14 protein-coding genes are annotated in these 17,989 nt (G+C 61.3%); 10 read left to right on the forward strand and 4 right to left on the reverse strand.

The features are described from left to right. Positions 1-47: 47 nt before the first annotated feature. Positions 48-911 carry a translation elongation factor Ts gene (gene tsf / locus BKX96_RS14890; RefSeq protein WP_046816512.1) on the reverse strand — a complete coding sequence of 288 codons (864 nt, stop codon included), beginning with the start codon at positions 909-911 and terminating at the stop codon, positions 48-50. A 190-nt stretch (positions 912-1,101) separates the two neighbouring features. Then, positions 1,102-1,839, reverse strand: coding sequence for a 30S ribosomal protein S2 (gene rpsB, locus BKX96_RS14895; RefSeq protein ID WP_003222119.1), 738 nt, complete (start codon positions 1,837-1,839; stop codon positions 1,102-1,104). Positions 1,840-2,212: 373 nt separating this feature from the next. Here rpsB and map point away from each other — a divergent pair, with 373 nt between their 5' ends. The 3 genes from map (at position 2,213) to dapC (ending at position 7,060) form a co-directional block, all read left to right on the forward strand. Further along, positions 2,213-2,995, forward strand: coding sequence for a type I methionyl aminopeptidase (gene map, locus BKX96_RS14900; protein ID WP_046816511.1), 783 nt, complete (start codon positions 2,213-2,215; stop codon positions 2,993-2,995). 41 nt (positions 2,996-3,036) lie between these two features. Further along, a complete protein-coding gene (locus BKX96_RS14905) occupies positions 3,037-5,739 on the forward strand; it encodes a [protein-PII] uridylyltransferase (RefSeq protein ID WP_046816510.1) in 2,703 nt (900 codons plus the stop codon). A 121-nt stretch (positions 5,740-5,860) separates the two neighbouring features. Further along, positions 5,861-7,060, forward strand: a complete 1,200-nt coding sequence (gene dapC / locus BKX96_RS14910) for a succinyldiaminopimelate transaminase (protein ID WP_077184460.1) — start codon at positions 5,861-5,863, stop codon at positions 7,058-7,060. 8 nt (positions 7,061-7,068) lie between these two features. Here the strand turns inward: dapC and BKX96_RS14915 are convergent, their stop codons facing one another. Then, positions 7,069-8,700: a Na+/H+ antiporter gene (locus tag BKX96_RS14915; protein ID WP_077184462.1), complete on the reverse strand. Its 1,632-nt coding sequence runs from the start codon at positions 8,698-8,700 to the stop codon at positions 7,069-7,071. A 198-nt stretch (positions 8,701-8,898) separates the two neighbouring features. Between BKX96_RS14915 and BKX96_RS14920 the strand changes: the two genes are divergently transcribed. The 4 genes from BKX96_RS14920 to BKX96_RS14935 all read left to right on the forward strand — a co-directional run bounded on the left by BKX96_RS14920 (position 8,899) and on the right by BKX96_RS14935 (position 12,066). Further along, positions 8,899-9,261, forward strand: coding sequence for an ArsC family reductase (locus BKX96_RS14920; RefSeq protein ID WP_046816507.1), 363 nt, complete (start codon positions 8,899-8,901; stop codon positions 9,259-9,261). A gap of 33 nt (positions 9,262-9,294) precedes the next feature. Continuing rightward, positions 9,295-10,329 carry a 2,3,4,5-tetrahydropyridine-2,6-dicarboxylate N-succinyltransferase gene (gene dapD / locus BKX96_RS14925; RefSeq protein WP_046816506.1) on the forward strand — a complete coding sequence of 345 codons (1,035 nt, stop codon included), beginning with the start codon at positions 9,295-9,297 and terminating at the stop codon, positions 10,327-10,329. 130 nt (positions 10,330-10,459) lie between these two features. Beyond that, on the forward strand, positions 10,460-11,665 hold the full coding sequence (locus BKX96_RS14930; RefSeq protein WP_046816505.1) for an aminotransferase class V-fold PLP-dependent enzyme: 1,206 nt from the start codon (positions 10,460-10,462) through the stop codon (positions 11,663-11,665). Then, complete coding sequence (locus BKX96_RS14935) at positions 11,662-12,066, forward strand: SufE family protein (RefSeq protein ID WP_046816504.1); 405 nt, start codon at positions 11,662-11,664, stop codon at positions 12,064-12,066. The genes BKX96_RS14930 and BKX96_RS14935 overlap by 4 nt, the downstream gene beginning before the upstream one ends. A 113-nt stretch (positions 12,067-12,179) precedes the next feature. Here the strand turns inward: BKX96_RS14935 and tcdA are convergent, their stop codons facing one another. After that, on the reverse strand, positions 12,180-12,998 hold the full coding sequence (gene tcdA / locus BKX96_RS14940; RefSeq protein ID WP_046816503.1) for a tRNA cyclic N6-threonylcarbamoyladenosine(37) synthase TcdA: 819 nt from the start codon (positions 12,996-12,998) through the stop codon (positions 12,180-12,182). A gap of 210 nt (positions 12,999-13,208) precedes the next feature. On the opposite strand from tcdA, the gene BKX96_RS14945 reads away from it, so the two are divergent. The 3 genes from BKX96_RS14945 to BKX96_RS14955 all read left to right on the forward strand — a co-directional run bounded on the left by BKX96_RS14945 (position 13,209) and on the right by BKX96_RS14955 (position 17,973). Next, positions 13,209-15,800 (forward strand): glycosyltransferase, encoded by a 2,592-nt coding sequence (locus BKX96_RS14945; RefSeq protein WP_046816502.1) that lies wholly within the window; start codon positions 13,209-13,211, stop codon positions 15,798-15,800. A gap of 212 nt (positions 15,801-16,012) precedes the next feature. Then, a complete protein-coding gene (gene dapE, locus BKX96_RS14950) occupies positions 16,013-17,164 on the forward strand; it encodes a succinyl-diaminopimelate desuccinylase (RefSeq protein ID WP_046816501.1) in 1,152 nt (383 codons plus the stop codon). Further along, positions 17,164-17,973, forward strand: a complete 810-nt coding sequence (locus BKX96_RS14955) for a putative RNA methyltransferase (protein WP_077184464.1) — start codon at positions 17,164-17,166, stop codon at positions 17,971-17,973. The genes dapE and BKX96_RS14955 overlap by 1 nt, the downstream gene beginning before the upstream one ends. Positions 17,974-17,989 lie beyond the last annotated feature (16 nt).

Below are 17,989 nucleotides of genomic sequence, written 5' to 3' on the forward strand. Positions count from 1 at the left end.
GCGCGTGAGCGGGCAGCCTCTTCAGGGCGACAGTTAAAAAAACCGTCTTATTGCTTGGCGGCAGCCAGTTGTGCGGCAACTTCTTCAGCGAAGTTGTCAACTGGCTTCTCGATGCCTTCGCCTACCTTGAAGTAGGTGAAGGAAACGATTTCAGCGCCGGCTTTCTTGGCCAGGGCACCAACGGTGAGCTCTGGGTTCATGACGAAAGCTTGCTCAACCAGGCTGGCTTCGGCCAGGAACTTGGTGATACGGCCAGCAATCATCTTCTCGACGATTTCAGCAGGCTTGCCTTTCATCTTGTCTTCGTTCAAGGACATGAAAACGCCCTTTTCACGCTCGATGGCTTCTGGCGAAACCTGCGAAGGCAGCAGGAACTCAGGGTTGCTTGCAGCCACGTGCATGGCGATCTCTTTGGCCAGCTGAACATCGCCGCCCTTGAGAACAACAGCAACACCGATCTTGTTGCCGTGCAGGTAAGTACCGACCACGTCACCTTCAACGCGAACCAGGCGACGGATGTTGACGTTTTCGCCAACTTTGGCCACCAGGGCTTCACGAGCCGATTCCTGAGCGGCGATCAGCGGAGCTGCGTCGGTCAGTTTTTCAGCAAAGGCTTTTTCTACGCTGGCAGCAACGAAGTTCTTGAAGTCGTCTTGCAGGGCCAGGAAGTCGGTCTGCGAGTTCACTTCCAGCAGTACGGCGGACTTGTCGTCAGCCTTGATGGCGATAGCGCCTTCAGCGGCAACGTTGCCCGCTTTCTTGGCAGCCTTGATGGCGCCCGAAGCACGCATGTCATCAATGGCTTTTTCGATGTCGCCGCCAGCCTTGGTCAAGGCTTTTTTGCAGTCCATCATGCCTTCGCCAGTACGCTCGCGCAGTTCTTTGACCAACGCTGCAGTAATCTCTGCCATTTCTAAATTCCTCTTGGATAGGTTATCAACCATTCCACCCGATCGAACGGGCGTTCAATTCTTCCCGAACCATCCTTGTTAGCTGCCGCACGTTACAGATAGATCAGTGGGCGCCGACAAATGGTTTTCGAGGTGGCAAAAAGGGGGCCAAGCCCCCTTTTTGCTTACTGAGTCAACGCCAGGGCGTCAATTACTCAGCTGCAGCCTGAGTTTCTTCAGCTGCGAACTCTACGGTGCCGCCGGCAACGTTGTTGCGACCACGGATCACAGCGTCAGCCATCGAACCCATGTACAGCTGGATAGCGCGGATTGCGTCATCGTTGCCTGGGATGATGTAGTCAACGCCTTCCGGGCTGCTGTTGGTATCGACAACGCCGATGACCGGGATGCCCAGCTTGTTGGCTTCGGTGATCGCGATGCGCTCGTGATCAACGTCGATAACGAACAGAGCGTCTGGCAGACCGCCCATGTCCTTGATACCACCCAGGGAACGATCCAGCTTTTCCAGGTCACGGGAGCGCATCAGCGCTTCTTTCTTGGTCAGCTTGGCGAAAGTACCGTCTTCGGCTTGTACTTCAAGGTCACGCAGACGCTTGATGGAAGCACGGATGGTCTTGAAGTTGGTCAGCATGCCGCCCAACCAGCGGTGATCGACGTACGGCGAACCGCAACGTGCTGCTTCTTCAGCAACGATCTTGCCAGCGGAACGCTTGGTGCCGACGAACAGAATCTTGTTTTTGCCCTGGGCCAGACGCTCTACGAAAGTCAGAGCTTCGTTGAACATTGGCAGGGTTTTTTCAAGGTTGATGATGTGGATCTTGTTACGCGCGCCGAAAATGTATTTACCCATTTTCGGGTTCCAGTAACGGGTCTGGTGACCGAAGTGCACACCGGCCTTCAGCATATCGCGCATGTTGACTTGGGACATGATAGTTCCTTAATAAGTCGGGTTTGGCCTCCACGTATCCCAATGACCAACCACCAGCATTTCGCTTGCGGCACCCAGGTCATCGTGTCGACACGTGTGTGGATTTAGGCTTTTCGGGGCATCCCCGGAAAGCGGCGCATTTTATATCACAAGGCAGGGAAAAACGGAACCCGGATTCTACAATCGAGGCGAATGCTCATCATCACCCCCTTGGAATCCGCCCAGAATGCACCATTCTATAAAGAGAAGCGATGCACAGAGCCGCGGATTTGCGTTGATCGTCTGTTAGAATCGCGTTTTTCAGGGCTGCGAAGAGCGATCGCGCAACGCCCTTTTCGTCAAGAAAGCGCCATCGAGCGCAGAGAGAGCCTGTATGACCGTCACCCTCAAAACCCCCGAGGACATCGCAAAAATGCGCGTCGCCGGCAAACTGGCCGCCGATGTGCTGGAAATGATTGCCGAACATGTCAAACCGGGCGTTACCACCGATCAACTGAACCAGATCTGTCACGACTATATCGTCAACGAACAGAAGGCCATCCCTGCCCCGCTGAATTACAAGGGCTACCCGAAGTCGATCTGCACCTCGATCAACCACGTGGTCTGCCACGGCATCCCGAACGACAAGCCGCTCAAGGATGGCGACACCTTGAACATCGACGTCACCGTCATCAAGGACGGCTACCACGGCGACACCAGCCGCATGTTCCACGTCGGCACCGTACCTGTCTGGGCCGAGCGCCTGTCGCAAGTGACCCAGGAATGCATGTACAAGGCGATCGAAATCGTCAAGCCTGGCTGCCGCCTGGGCGACATCGGTGAAATCATCCAGAAGCACGCCGAGAAAAACGGCTTCTCGGTGGTTCGCGAGTTCTGCGGCCACGGCATCGGCAAGGTGTTCCACGAAGAGCCGCAGATTCTGCACTACGGCCGTGCCGGCACCGGCATGGAGCTCAAAGCCGGCATGACCTTCACCATCGAGCCGATGATCAACCAGGGCAAGGCCGACACCAAGGTGCTGGGCGATGGCTGGACCGCGATCACCAAGGATCGCAAGCTGTCGGCGCAGTGGGAGCACACCCTCCTGGTGACCGAAACCGGCTACGAGATCTTCACCTTGCGCAGCGATGACACCATCCCCCGCGTTTCGGCCTGATCCCGTCACCGTCCCCAGCCTATAGAAAGGAAAGCCAATCAATGCCGCAGGTGGATCCCGAACTCTTCGATCGTGGCCAGTTCCAGGCTGAACTGGCCCTGAAGGCCAGCCCGATCGCGGCCTTCAAGAAGGCGATCCGCCAGGCTCGCGAAGTGCTCGACGGACGCTTTCGCAGTGGCCGGGACATTCGCCGATTGATCGAGGACCGCGCCTGGTTCGTCGACAACCTCCTGCAAAAGGCCTGGGAACAGTTCGACTGGAGTGAAGACGCCGATATCGCGCTGGTGGCGGTCGGCGGCTACGGCCGTGGCGAACTGCACCCCTATTCCGACATCGACCTGTTAATCCTGCTCGACAGTGCCGACCACGAGGTTTTCCGCGATTCCATCGAGCGTTTCCTGACCCTGCTGTGGGACATCGGCCTGGAAGTCGGCCAGAGTGTTCGGTCGGTCGAGGAGTGTGCCCAGGAGGCCCGCGCCGACCTGACAGTCGTGACCAACCTGATGGAAAGCCGCACCATCTGCGGCCCGGAACACTTGCGCCAACGCATGCTGGATGTCACCAGCACCGCGCACATGTGGCCGAGCAAGGACTTCTTCCTGGCCAAGCGCGCCGAGCAGAAGGCTCGTCACCACAAGTACAACGACACCGAATACAACCTGGAACCCAACGTCAAGGGCTCGCCCGGTGGCTTGCGGGATATCCAGACGATCCTCTGGGTGGCCCGTCGCGAATACGGCACCTTGAACTTGCGGGCACTGGCCGGCGAAGGGTTCCTGGTCGAAAGCGAAAACGCCTTGCTGGCTTCCTCCCAGGAGTTCCTGTGGAAGGTCCGGTACGCCCTGCACATGCTCGCCGGACGCTCCGAAGACCGCCTGCTGTTCGATCACCAGCGCACCATTGCCGGGCTGCTGGGGTTTGAGGGGGACGACGCCAAGCAGGCCGTCGAGAACTTCATGCAGCAATATTTCCGCGTGGTCATGAGCATTGCCCAGCTCAGCGACCTGATCATCCAGCACTTCGAGGAAGTCATCCTCGCGCCGGAGGATGCGGCACCGCCACAACCGGTCAACTCGCGATTCCAGCTGCACGACGGCTACATCGAAGCGCGCAACGACAACGTGTTCCGCCGCACGCCGTTCGCCATGCTCGAGATCTTCGTGCTGATGGCCCAACAACCGGAAATCAAGGGTGTGCGTGCCGATACCATTCGTCTGCTGCGCGAGAATCGGCACCTGATCGACGACAACTTCCGCAACGACATTCGCAACACCAGCCTGTTCATCGAGCTGTTCAAATGCAAGATCGGCATCCACCGCAACCTGCGCCGGATGAACCGCTATGGCATTCTCGGGCGCTATCTGCCGGAATTCGGTTTCATCGTCGGGCAGATGCAGCACGACCTGTTCCATATCTATACGGTCGACGCCCACACCCTGAACCTGATCAAGCACCTGCGTAAGCTGCAGTACACCCAGGTCTCGGAAAAATTCCCGCTGGCCAGCAAGCTCATGGCCAAGCTGCCCAAGCCCGAACTGATCTACCTGGCCGGCCTGTACCACGACATCGGCAAGGGCCGGCACGGCGATCACTCGGAAATCGGCGCGGTCGACGCAGAGGCCTTCTGCCAGCGCCATCAGTTGCCGGTGTGGGACAGCCGCCTGATCGTCTGGCTGGTGCAAAACCACCTGGTGATGTCGACCACGGCCCAGCGCAAGGATTTGTCCGACCCGCAGGTGATCCATGATTTCGCCCAGACCGTGGGCGACGAAACCCGCCTCGACTACCTGTACGTGCTGACGGTCGCCGACATCAATGCCACCAACCCGACGCTGTGGAACTCCTGGCGGGCCAGCCTGCTGCGCCAGCTCTATACCGAAACCAAGCGCGCCCTGCGTCGCGGCCTGGAGAACCCGGTGGACCGCGAAGAACAGATCCGCCAGACCCAAAGCGCCGCGCTGGACATCCTCGTGCGGGGCGGCACCGACCCGGACGACGTCGAGCAATTGTGGGCGCAACTGGGTGATGACTATTTCCTGCGCCACACTGCCGGCGACGTCGCCTGGCACAGTGATGCGATCCTCCAGCAGCCAGCCGACGGCGGGCCGCTGGTGCTGATCAAGGAAACCACCCAGCGCGAGTTCGAGGGTGGCACGCAGATCTTCATCTACGCACCGGACCAGCACGACTTCTTCGCCGTGACCGTGGCCGCGATGGACCAGCTCAACCTGAACATCCATGACGCCCGGGTCATCACCTCCAGCAGCCAGTTCACCCTCGACACCTACATTGTGCTCGACACCGACGGCGACTCGATCGGCGATAATCCGGCGCGGGTCAAGCAGATCCGTGACGGCCTGACCGAAGCCCTGCGCAATCCGGACGATTACCCGACCATCATCCAGCGTCGGGTGCCGCGCCAGCTCAAGCATTTCGCCTTTGCGCCACAGGTGACGATCCACAATGACGCCCAGCGTCCGGTGACCGTACTGGAACTGACCGCCCCTGACCGCCCTGGCCTGCTGGCACGGGTCGGCACGATTTTCCTGGAGTTCGACCTGTCGCTGCAAAACGCCAAGATCGCCACCCTCGGCGAGCGCGTGGAAGACGTGTTCTTCATTACCGACGCGAACAACCAGCCGTTGTCCGACCCGTTGTTGTGCAGTCGGTTACAAGACGCAATCGTCGAGCAGTTGAGTGTTAACCAGGAACCCGATATCAAGTTGTCGCGCATCAGTATCTGAATATACATATTCCCCCTGTGGGAGCGGGCTTGCTCGCGAAAGCGTCCTGTCAAACACCATTGATGGCGACAGACACACCGCTTTCGCGAGCAAGCCCGCTCCCACATTGAACGAGGCCCTCATGAACAACGCCCTGACCCAGCTCCAGCCCTACCCGTTCGAAAAGCTCCGCGCCCTGCTCGGCAGCGTCACGCCCAACCCGGACAAGCGCCCTATCGCGCTGTCGATCGGCGAACCCAAGCACCGCTCGCCCAGCTTCGTCGCCGAGGCGTTGGCCAGCAACCTGGATCAGATGGCCGTGTACCCGACCACCCTCGGTATCCCCGCGCTGCGCGAAGCCATCGGCGCCTGGTGCGAGCGGCGCTTCGGCGTGCCGAACGGCTGGATCGACCCGGCGCGCAACGTGCTGCCGGTCAACGGTACCCGCGAAGCGCTGTTCGCCTTCACCCAGACCGTGGTCAATCGTGGCGACGACGCGCTGGTGGTCAGCCCCAACCCCTTCTATCAGATCTATGAAGGCGCCGCGTTCCTCGCCGGGGCCAAGCCGCACTACCTGCCGTGCCTGGACGAAAACGGCTTCAACCCGGATTTCGATGCCGTTTCCCCGGACATCTGGAAACGCTGCCAGATCCTGTTCCTGTGCTCGCCGGGTAACCCGACCGGCGCTCTGATTCCGGTCGAGACCCTGAAGAAGCTGATCGCCCTGGCTGACGAACACGACTTCGTGATCGCTGCGGACGAATGCTACAGCGAGCTGTATTTCGACGAACAGACCCCGCCGGCCGGGCTGCTCAGCGCCTGCGTGGAATTGGGTCGCAAGGACTTCAAGCGTTGCGTGGTCTTCCACAGCCTCTCCAAGCGCTCCAACCTGCCGGGCCTGCGTTCTGGCTTCGTGGCCGGTGACGCGGATATCCTCAAGGGCTTCCTGCTCTATCGCACCTACCACGGCTGCGCGATGCCGGTCCAGACCCAACTGGCCAGCGTCGCCGCGTGGAACGACGAAGTGCACGTACGCGCCAACCGTGCGCTGTATCGCGAAAAGTATGACGCCGTGCTGGAAATCCTCAGCCCGGTGCTGGACGTGCAACGCCCGGACGGCGGTTTTTACCTGTGGCCGAATGTGGCCGGTGACGACGCAGCCTTCTGCCGCGACCTGTTCGAGCAGGAGCATGTGACCGTGGTGCCGGGCTCCTACCTGTCGCGGGATGTCGATGGCGTCAATCCGGGTGCCGGCCGTGTGCGCATGGCGCTGGTTGCGCCGTTGGCCGAGTGTGTCGAGGCTGCGCAACGTATCCGCGACTTCATCCAGCGCCGCAAATAACCGCGGGGTTATTTCACCTGGCCGAGCTTGGCTTCACTCAGATCCAGCTCACCCAACACCTCACGCAACACGTCATCGCCGACCTGGTGATGACGGCTCAGACTGTAAAGCTCCAGGCGCTGCGCCCGCAGCGCCTTCAAGCGCAGACGCCGCTCCAGCAGATCCATCTGGAACGCCAGCGCCTGGGCTTCGGCCGAGTCATTGAACACTTCCAGCTGATACCGATACTCGGACATGATCCGCGCCTTGAGTTCTGCCGCCAGGGCTGCTTGAGCGGCATCCTGCGGGTTGACCTCTTCGGTTTCAAGGGCATGAATCGCCGCTTCGGCGGTTTTACGCCAGGCCTCGCGCACCTCATTGCGGCGCTTGTCGTCCGGGCTTTTCTCGATGCCGCGCAGCAGCAACGGCAAGGCAATGCAGGCGGCGATCAACGACAGCAGAATCACCCCGGCCGCGATGAAGATCAGCAGGTCACGCTCGGGAAATGCGTCGGCACCCATGAACATCGGCACCGACATCACACCCGCCAGCGTCACTGCCCCGCGCACGCCACCGACGGTCAGCAACCAGCAGGAACGGGCGCTCGGCACCCGGGTAATCTCAGCCTTGCCACGCCAGCGCCGCAACAGAATGGACAGGCGCCAGATGCTTTGCACCCAGACGAACCGCAGCACCAGCAACACCAGGAAAATCGCCAGCACATCGAAGCAGCGATACAACAGCGTCGGCCACAGCGAGGTTTCATGGCTGGCAACGGCCTTGATGATGTCTGGCAACTGCAAGCCCAACAGCAGGAAAATCAGGCCATTGAAGGCGAATTCCAGCAATGACCAGACACTGCGATTGAGCAGCCGCGTGTTGGTCTGGCGCGGCAGCAGGTCGAGCCAGCTCTGCATCATCCCCGCCGCTACCGCCGACAGGATGCCCGATGCACCCACGCGCTCGGCCAGCACGTACGCGGCAAACGGCAGCAACAACATGAACACGACGTGGGTGGCCGGGTCATCCCAGCCACGGGCGATCATCCACGCGCGCAGGCGCCCCACCAGCCAGCTCAACGCGACGCCAATCGCCAGGCCGCCCACCGCCACCAAGACAAAGGTGACACTGGCGTTGGCCAGCGAGAATGCCCCGGTCACGGCGGCCACAAGCGCGAACTTGAAGGTCACCAGACCCGAGGCATCGTTCATCAGCGCCTCGCCCTGCAGAATGTGCATCAAGGGCGTCGGCAAGCGATTCTGGGAGATCGCCGAGACCGCCACGGCGTCCGTGGGCGACAGCACTGCCGCCAACGCAAACGCCACGGGCAGCGGGATACCTGGCAGCAACCAGTGAATGAAATACCCGGCGCCGACCACGGTAAACAGCACCAAACCCACGGCCAGGGTCAGGATCGGTCCACGTAGCTGCCAGAATTCACGCTTGGGCATGCGCCAACCGTCGGAAAACAACAGCGGCGGCAGGAACAGGAACAGGAACAATTCGGGGTCCAGCGCCACATGCAGGCCAAGGGTCGGCCAGGCCAGCAAGGCACCCGCGGCAATTTGCACCAACGGCAATGGAAGCGGGATCACCCGCCCCAGCAAGCGTGAAACGCCCACCAGCATCAACAGGATCAGGACGGTGTAGGCGGTTTGCATAAAACGGGGTTCCCGGACAATCGACAGCATTTGAAGTGCCATATTAGCCGCTTAGACTATGTGCTGGCCCTTGTACCTATGTCGCACGCTGTCACAACCGCGTTACCACAGGTTTTGTCCTACAGCCGCCGCGAAACCGTCCGGCCATGGCATAATCCGACACCTTTTATTTCCGACACCTGTAAAGGGGGCGATTCCTTGACCGTTTCAAGTAAAACGTTGCACCTTTTCGGCATCAAGGCCTGCGACACCATGAAAAAGGCGCGCACCTGGCTTGATGAACATGCTGTCAGCTATGACTTCCATGATTACAAAGCGGTCGGTATCGACCGTGAACACCTGACCCAATGGTGCAACGAGCACGGCTGGGAAGTGGTGTTGAACCGTGCAGGCACGACCTTTCGCAAGCTCGACGACGAACGCAAAGCCGATCTCGACCAGCCGAAAGCCATTGAATTGATGCTCGCACAACCTTCGATGATCAAGCGCCCGGTGCTCGATCTCGGTGACCGAACCCTGATTGGCTTCAAGCCAGATATCTACGCGGCCGCGCTCAAGTAAGCAGCCCGTTTCAATTTTGTTAGAGGTATCAACATGTCCACTACCCCATTCAGCCTGGCCTTTGGTGTCGGCACTCAAAACCGTCAAGGCGCCTGGCTGGAAGTATTTTACGCACAGCCGCTGCTTAATCCTTCGGCCGAACTGGTCGCTGCCATCGCGCCGATCCTGGGCTACAGCGAAGGCAACCAGGCCATCACCTTCACCACCGCGCAAGCCTCGCAACTGGCTGAAGCCGTGAAAGCCGTCGACGCTACCCAGGCGGCCCTGCTGACCCGTCTGGCCGAGAGCCACAAGCCGCTGGTCGCCACTGTCCTGGCCGAAGATGCACAGCTGACCTCCACGCCTGAGGCCTACCTCAAGCTGCACCTGTTGTCCCATCGCCTGGTCAAGCCGCACGGCCTGAACCTGGCGGGCGTGTTCCCACTGCTGCCGAACGTGGCCTGGACCAGCCAGGGCGCAATCGACCTCGCCGAACTGGCCGAGCATCAACTCGAAGCCCGCCTGCGCGGCGAGCTGCTGGAGGTGTTCTCGGTGGACAAGTTCCCGAAAATGACCGACTACGTGGTACCGGCCGGTGTGCGTATCGCTGACGCGGCGCGCCTGCGCCTGGGCGCCTACGTGGGCGAAGGCACCACCGTGATGCACGAAGGCTTCATCAACTTCAACGCCGGCACCGAAGGCCCGGGCATGATCGAAGGCCGCGTTTCCGCCGGCGTATTCGTCGGCAAGGGTTCGGACCTGGGCGGCGGTTGCTCGACCATGGGCACCCTGTCGGGTGGCGGCAACATCGTGATCAAGGTGGGCGAAGGCTGCCTGATTGGCGCCAACGCCGGTATCGGCATCCCGTTGGGCGACCGCAACACCGTTGAATCGGGCCTGTACGTGACCGCTGGCACCAAGGTGGCGCTGCTGGACGAGAACAACAAGCTGGTCAAGGTCGTGAAGGCCCGTGAACTGGCCGGCCAGACCGACCTGCTGTTCCGTCGTAACTCGGAAACCGGTGCAGTGGAATGCAAAACCCACAAATCGGCGATCGAACTGAACGAAGCACTGCACGCTCACAACTAAGTGCCGCAGGCACTTGTGGGAGCGAGCCTGCTCGCGAAGCTTCTGGCATCCATATGGACGCCTTCGCGGGCAGGCTCGCTCCCACAGTGTCTTGTGTATACCCCGCCCATGTTCACCAGGGCCCGATAGCATGATGATACTCTCTCCCTGGCGCGCCGACTTTCCAGCCATCGCCGCCCTGCAGCGGCAAGGCCAGACCTACCTGGACAACGCCGCCACCACGCAAAAACCCCAAGCCCTGCTCGATGCCCTGGCGCATTACTACGCCAACGGCGCGGCCAACGTGCATCGGGCGCAACACCTGCCCGGCGCTCACGCCACCCAGGCGTTCGAGGACAGTCGGCGCAAAGCCGCCCATTGGCTCAATGCCGGCGACAGCGGTCAAATCATCTTCACCCACGGCGCGACTTCCGCGCTGAACCTCCTGGCCTATGGCCTGGAGCCTCTCTTCAATCCAGGCGATGAGATTGCCATCAGCGCCCTGGAACACCACGCCAACCTGCTGCCATGGCAACAACTGGCAACCCGTCGCGACCTCAAGCTGGTGATCCTGCCGCTGGATGCTGACGGCGTGATCGACCTTGAAGCCGCCGGACGGTTGATCGGCCCTCGCACACGCCTGCTGGCCGTCAGCCAGCTGTCCAACGTCATCGGCGCCTGGCAACCGCTACCCGCGCTGCTGGCGCAGGCGAAGGCACACAACGCGCTGACCGTGATCGACGGCGCCCAGGGCGTGGTCCATGGCCGGCACGACGTGCAGGCGCTGGGCTGCGACTTTTATGTGTTTTCCAGCCACAAGCTCTACGGCCCCGATGGCCTGGGCGTGCTGTTCGGGCGCAACGAGGCGCTCAAGCAACTGCGTCATTGGCAGTTCGGTGGCGAAATGGTGCTGGACGCTGACTACCTCAGCGCTCGCTTTCGCCATGCCCCACTGGGTTTCGAAGCCGGAACGCCGCCGATCTCCAGTGTCATCGGGCTGGGGGCAACCCTGGATTACCTCGTCGGTCTCGATCAGGACGCGGTCTCGGCCCATGAAGCAGCGCTGCATGCCTGTCTGTTGAAAGGACTTGCGGCACGCGACGGCATTCGCTTGTTGGGCAGGCCGCAGGTGGCCCTGGCCAGTTTTACCGTCGAAGGTGTGCATAACTCGGATCTGGCGCACCTGCTGACCGAACAGGGCATCGCCGTGCGCGCCGGTCATCACTGCGCCATGCCCTTGCTCAAAAGCTACAAGCTGGCCGGGGCGATTCGGGTGTCGTTGGCGCTGTACAACGATTCCGAGGACCTGCAACGATTCTTTGAAGCCCTGGACCAGGCGCTGGAGTTGCTGCGATGAGCTTGCCCGCCAACGCCGTTACCGCACTCGAAACCTTTCAGGCTGCCGCTGGCTGGGAGCAACGTGCGCGGCTGTTGATGCAATGGGGCGAGCGCCTGCCCGCCTTGAGCGACTCGGACATGTGCGACGCCAACCGGGTGCACGGCTGTGAAAGCCAGGTGTGGCTGGTGGGTGAGTTACGTGACGGTCATTGGCAGTTCAGCGCCAACAGCGATGCGCGGTTGATTCGGGGGCTGGTGGCATTGCTGCTGGCGCGGGTCAACGGGTTGTCAGCGGCTGAGTTGCGGCAGGTGGATTTGCCGGAGTGGTTCAATCAATTGGGGTTGGGGCGGCAGTTGTCGCAGTCGCGTAGTAACGGCCTGAATGCGGTGCTTCAGCGGATGATGGAGTTGGCCGGTTAATCGCCTTCGTCGGAACGCCGCCCGGAGCAAGCCCGCTCCCACAGGGGATTTGTGTTCGGCGCATTTCCAATGTGGGAGCGGGCTTGCTCGCGAAGAGGCCATCAGCAACAACCTCAGGCTTGAGGTTTAACGCGCTCCGCCGGCCGCCGCACACCCGCCACGATCTTGTCCACCGCCTTGGTCGCCGCGACCATGCCGAAGGTCGCCGTCACCATCATCACCGCGCCAAACCCGCCGGCGCAGTCGAGCTTCACGCCGTCACCGACAAAACTCTTCTGCAAACAAATGCTGCCATCGGGTTTCGGGTAGCGCAGTTGCTCGGTGGAGAATACGCACGGCACGCTGTAATGACGGGTCACGGTGCGCGAGAAGCCATAGTCGCGGCGCAAGGTGGAGCGCACTTTCGACGCCAGCGGGTCGTTGAATGTACGGTTGAGGTCGCAGACCTGGATCAGCGTCGGGTCGATCTGCCCGCCCGCGCCGCCGGTGGTGATGATCTGGATTTTGCGCCGTTTGCACCAGGCGATCAGCGCCGCTTTCGCGTTGACGCTGTCGATGCAGTCGATCACGCAGTCAATGTTCGGTGTGATGTACTCGGCCATGGTCTCGCGGGTGACGAAATCCGGCACCGCGTGCACCGTGCAATCCGGGTTGATCCCGCGCAGGCGCTCGGCCATTACCTCGACCTTGGGTTTGCCGACGGTGCTGTCCAGCGCGTGCAGCTGGCGGTTGGCGTTGCTGACGCAGACATCGTCCAGGTCGAACAACGAAATCTCGCCGACACCGCAGCGGGCCATGGCTTCCGCCGCCCAGGAACCGACGCCGCCGACGCCGACGATCGCCACATGGGCTGCGCGCAGGCGCTCAAGGCCCTCGATGCCATACAAGCGGGCGATGCCTGCAAACCGCGGATCTTCTGTACTCATGACCATCACCTCAAAAACCGGCGCGCAGTATAGGCCTTCGCAGCACTAAATTTTAGGCTTCAAGCGGTAAGTGTAAGAACTTATGTGAAAGTGAATTGCCCAATGTCGGGTAATTCCCTGTCCGCTGTACGTTCAGAGAATGCCCAGTGTAGGATGCGCGCCCCTTGGCGGTCCGACCGTTCCTTCGTTCCACAGTCTTTGGAACCCGAAATAACTATGTCATCGCGTAAATTTGGACTCAACCTGGTGGTGGTGCTCGCCATCGCTGCCTTGTTTACCGGCTTCTGGGCGCTGATCAATCGCCCGGTGACCGCCCCCAACTGGCCCGAACAGATCTCCGGCTTCTCGTACTCACCTTTCCAGCAGGGTCAATTCCCACAGAAAGAGCAGTACCCGACCGACGATCAAATGCGTCGTGACCTGGAGATCATGAGCAAGCTGACGGACAACATCCGTACTTACTCGGTCGATGGCACGCTGGAGAACATTCCCAAACTGGCGGAAGAGTTCGGCCTGCGGGTGACGCTGGGAATCTGGATCAGCCCGGACCAGGAGCGCAACGAGCGCGAAATCACCCGCGCCATCGAAATCGCCAATACCTCACGCAGTGTGGTTCGCGTGGTGGTCGGTAACGAAGCGATCTTCCGCAAGGAAATCACTGCCCAGGAACTCAGCGTCATGCTGGACCGCGTCCGCGCCGCCGTGAAGGTGCCGGTGACCACGTCCGAACAGTGGCACGTCTGGAAAGAGCACCCGGAACTGGCCAAGCACGTCGACCTGATCGCCGCCCACGTGCTGCCGTACTGGGAATTCATCCCGATGGACAAGGCCGGGCAGTTCGTCCTCGATCGCGCCCGCGACCTGAAGAAGATGTTCCCGAAAAAGCCGCTGCTGCTGTCCGAAGTGGGCTGGCCGAGCAACGGCCGCATGCGCGGAGGCGCCGATGCGTCGCCGGCAGACCAGGCGATCTACCTGAGAACCCTGGTCAACAAGCTCAACCGCCAGGGCTTCAACTACTTCGTGATCGAAGCGTTCGACCAACCGTGGAAGGCCAGCGATGAAGGCTCGGTGGGTGCTTATTGGGGCGTGTTCAACGCCGCGCGCCAACAGAAATTCAACTTCGAAGGCCCGGTGGTCGCCATTCCGCAATGGCGTGTGCTGGCTATCGGCTCGGTGGTGCTGGCTTTGCTGTCGCTGACCTTGCTGATGATCGACGGCTCGGCCCTGCGTCAGCGTGGCCGTACCTTCCTGACCTTCATCGCGTTCCTCTGCGGTTCGGTGCTGGTGTGGATCGGTTATGACTACAGCCAGCAATACAGCACTTGGTTCAGCCTGACCGTAGGATTCCTGCTAGCGCTTGGTGCGCTCGGTGTATTCATCGTATTGCTGACCGAGGCCCATGAACTGGCCGAAGCCGTGTGGGTGCACAAGCGCCGACGCGAGTTCCTGCCGGTGGAAGGCGACTCCAGCTACCGTCCAAAAGTGTCGATCCACGTGCCTTGCTACAACGAGCCACCGGAGATGGTCAAACAGACCCTCAACGCCCTGGCCAACCTCGACTATCCGGACTTCGAAGTCCTGATCATCGACAACAACACCAAGGACCCGGCGGTCTGGGAACCGGTGCGCGATTACTGCGCAACCCTCGGTCCGCGCTTCAAGTTCTTCCACGTCGCACCCTTGGCCGGTTTCAAGGGCGGCGCGCTGAACTACCTGATTCCGCACACCGCCAAGGATGCGGAAGTGATCGCCGTGATCGACTCCGATTACTGCGTGCACCCCAACTGGCTCAAGCACATGGTGCCGCACTTCGCCGATCCGAAGATCGCCGTGGTGCAATCGCCGCAGGATTACCGCGACCAGAACGAAAGCACCTTCAAGAAGCTTTGCTACGCGGAATACAAAGGCTTCTTCCACATCGGCATGGTCACCCGCAACGACCGTGACGCGATCATCCAGCACGGCACCATGACCATGACCCGCCGCTCGGTGCTCGAAGAACTGGGCTGGGCCGACTGGTGCATCTGCGAAGACGCCGAACTGGGCTTGCGCGTGTTCGAAAAAGGCCTGTCGGCGGCGTATTACCACGACAGCTACGGCAAAGGCTTGATGCCCGATACCTTCATCGACTTCAAGAAACAGCGTTTCCGCTGGGCCTACGGCGCCATCCAGATCATCAAGCGCCACACCGCCAGCCTGCTGCGCGGCAAGGACACCCAACTGACGCGCGGCCAGCGCTACCACTTCCTCGCGGGCTGGTTACCGTGGGTGGCCGATGGCATGAACATCTTCTTCACCGTCGGCGCATTGTTGTGGTCGGCGGCGATGATCATCGTGCCGCAACGGGTCGACCCGCCGCTGCTGATTTTCGCCATCCCGCCCTTGGCGCTGTTCGTGTTCAAGGTCGGCAAGATCATCTTCCTCTACCGTCGTGCGGTGGGCGTGAACCTCAAGGATGCATTCTGCGCGGCGCTGGCCGGGCTGGCCTTGTCGCACACCATCGCCAAGGCAGTGCTGTACGGCTTCTTCACCAGCAGCATTCCGTTCTTCCGCACGCCGAAAAACGCCGATAACCACGGCTTTTGGGTGGCGATTTCCGAGGCTCGAGAAGAAGTGTTCATCATGTTGCTGTTGTGGGGCGCGGCCCTGGGCATTTACCTGGTGAACGGCATGCCGAGCAACGACATGCGCTTCTGGGTGACCATGTTGCTGGTGCAGTCGCTGCCGTACCTGGCCGCGCTGATCATGGCGTTCCTGTCGTCGCTGCCGAAACCGTCGGTCGAGGGGCAAACGGCACCGGTGGTCTAAATCAGCCCGGATGCACTAAACGGCGGCCAATGGTCGCCGTTTTGCTTTAAGATAACCGCCATTTTGCGCGCCCAGCGGCCTTATGGCCCGACCCAATACCTGTGGGAGCCAGCCTGCTGGCGATGAGTCCGTCACATTCAACAACTATGTTGGCTGACAGACCGCCATCGCGAGCAGGCTCGCTCCCGCATTTACAGCTTCCGGAGTTTTCCATGACGGCCCACGCCGACCTTTCGCCGACCCTTCAACTCGCCATCGACCTGATCCGCCGTCCGTCCGTGACCCCGGTCGATGCCGATTGCCAGAAGCAGATGATGCAGCGCCTGGGCGATGCCGGTTTTGCCCTGGAACCGATGCGCATCGAAGATGTGGATAACTTCTGGGCCACCCACGGCAAACACGATGGGCCCGTGCTGTGCTTCGCCGGCCACACCGACGTGGTGCCGACCGGTCCCGTGACGGCCTGGCAGATCGACCCGTTCAACGCGGTGATCGACGAGCACGGCATGCTCTGCGGCCGCGGCGCGGCGGACATGAAAGGCAGCCTGGCGTCGATGACCGTGGCCGCCGAGCGTTTCGTCGCCGACTACCCGGACCACAAGGGTAAGGTCGCCTTCCTGATCACCAGCGATGAAGAAGGCCCGGCGCATCACGGCACCAAGGCGGTGGTTGAACGCCTGGCCGCGCGCAAGGAGCGTCTGGACTGGTGCATCGTCGGCGAACCGTCGAGCACCACCCTGGTCGGTGACGTGGTCAAGAACGGCCGTCGCGGCTCCCTCGGCGCCAAGCTTACCGTACGCGGTGTTCAGGGCCACGTGGCCTACCCGCACCTGGCGAAGAACCCGATCCACCTTGCAGCTCCGGCCTTGGCCGAACTGGCCGCCGAGCACTGGGACCACGGCAACGATTTCTTCCCGCCGACCAGTTTCCAGATTTCCAACGTCAACTCCGGGACCGGCGCGACCAACGTGATCCCGGGTGACCTGATCGCGGTGTTCAACTTTCGCTTCTCCACCGAATCCACCGTCGAAGGCCTGCAGAAGCGCGTCGCCGATATCCTCGACAAGCATGGCCTGGACTGGCACATCGATTGGGCATTGTCCGGCCTGCCGTTCCTCACCGAACCGGGCGCGCTGCTCGATGCGGTGTCGTCGAGCATCAAGGACATCACCGGTCGGGAAACCAAGGCGTCCACCAGTGGTGGTACCTCCGATGGCCGCTTCATCGCGACCATGGGCACGCAAGTGGTTGAGCTGGGGCCGGTCAACGCGACCATCCACCAGGTCAATGAGCGGGTGCTGGCGGCCGATCTCGATGTGCTCACCGAAATCTACTACCAGACCCTGATCAAGTTGCTCGCCTGATGCTGGCATGTCCGATCTGCAGCGAACCGCTGAGCGCGGTGGACAACGGCGTGGCCTGCCCCGCCGGGCATCGTTTCGACCGCGCGCGCCAGGGTTACCTGAACCTGTTGCCGGTGCAGCACAAGAACAGCCGCGACCCTGGGGATAACCAGGCGATGGTCGAGGCCCGCCGCGACTTCCTCAACGCCGGCCATTATGCGCCGGTGGCCAAGCGCCTCGCGGAACTGGCTGCCGGCTACGCGCCACAGCGCTGGGTGGACATCGGTTGTGGCGAGGGCTATTACACCGCGCAAATCGCCGACGCCTTGCCGGACGCCGACGGCTACGCCCTGGACATTTCCCGGGAAGCGGTCAAGCGTGCCTGCAAACGCAATCCCGGACTCACCTGGTTAATCGCCAGCATGGCCCGCGTGCCGCTCGCGTCGGGCAGCTGCCAGTTCCTGGCCAGTGTCTTCAGCCCGCTGGATTGGGAAGAAGCCAAGCGCCTGCTCAGCCCCGGCGGCGGCCTGATGAAAGTCGGGCCGACCAGCGGCCACCTGATGGAGCTGCGTGAGCGGCTGTACGACGAAGTCCGCGAGTACATCGACGACAAGCACCTGGACCTGGTGCCCGAAGGCATGGCACTGGCACACAGCGAAACCCTGACATTCAAACTGACGCTTGCCAGCGGTCAGGACCGGGCGAACCTGCTGGCCATGACGCCCCACGGCTGGCGTGCCAGTGCCGAACGCCGGGCAGCGGTTGTCGATCAGGTCGAACCTTTCGAGGTCACCGTGTCGATGCGCTACGATTATTTCGTACTTCAATAACTTCAAACATTTTTGG

It is taken from the genome of Pseudomonas putida, from assembly GCF_001976065.1.
Classification (GTDB): Bacteria; Pseudomonadota; Gammaproteobacteria; order Pseudomonadales; family Pseudomonadaceae; genus Aquipseudomonas; species Aquipseudomonas serbica.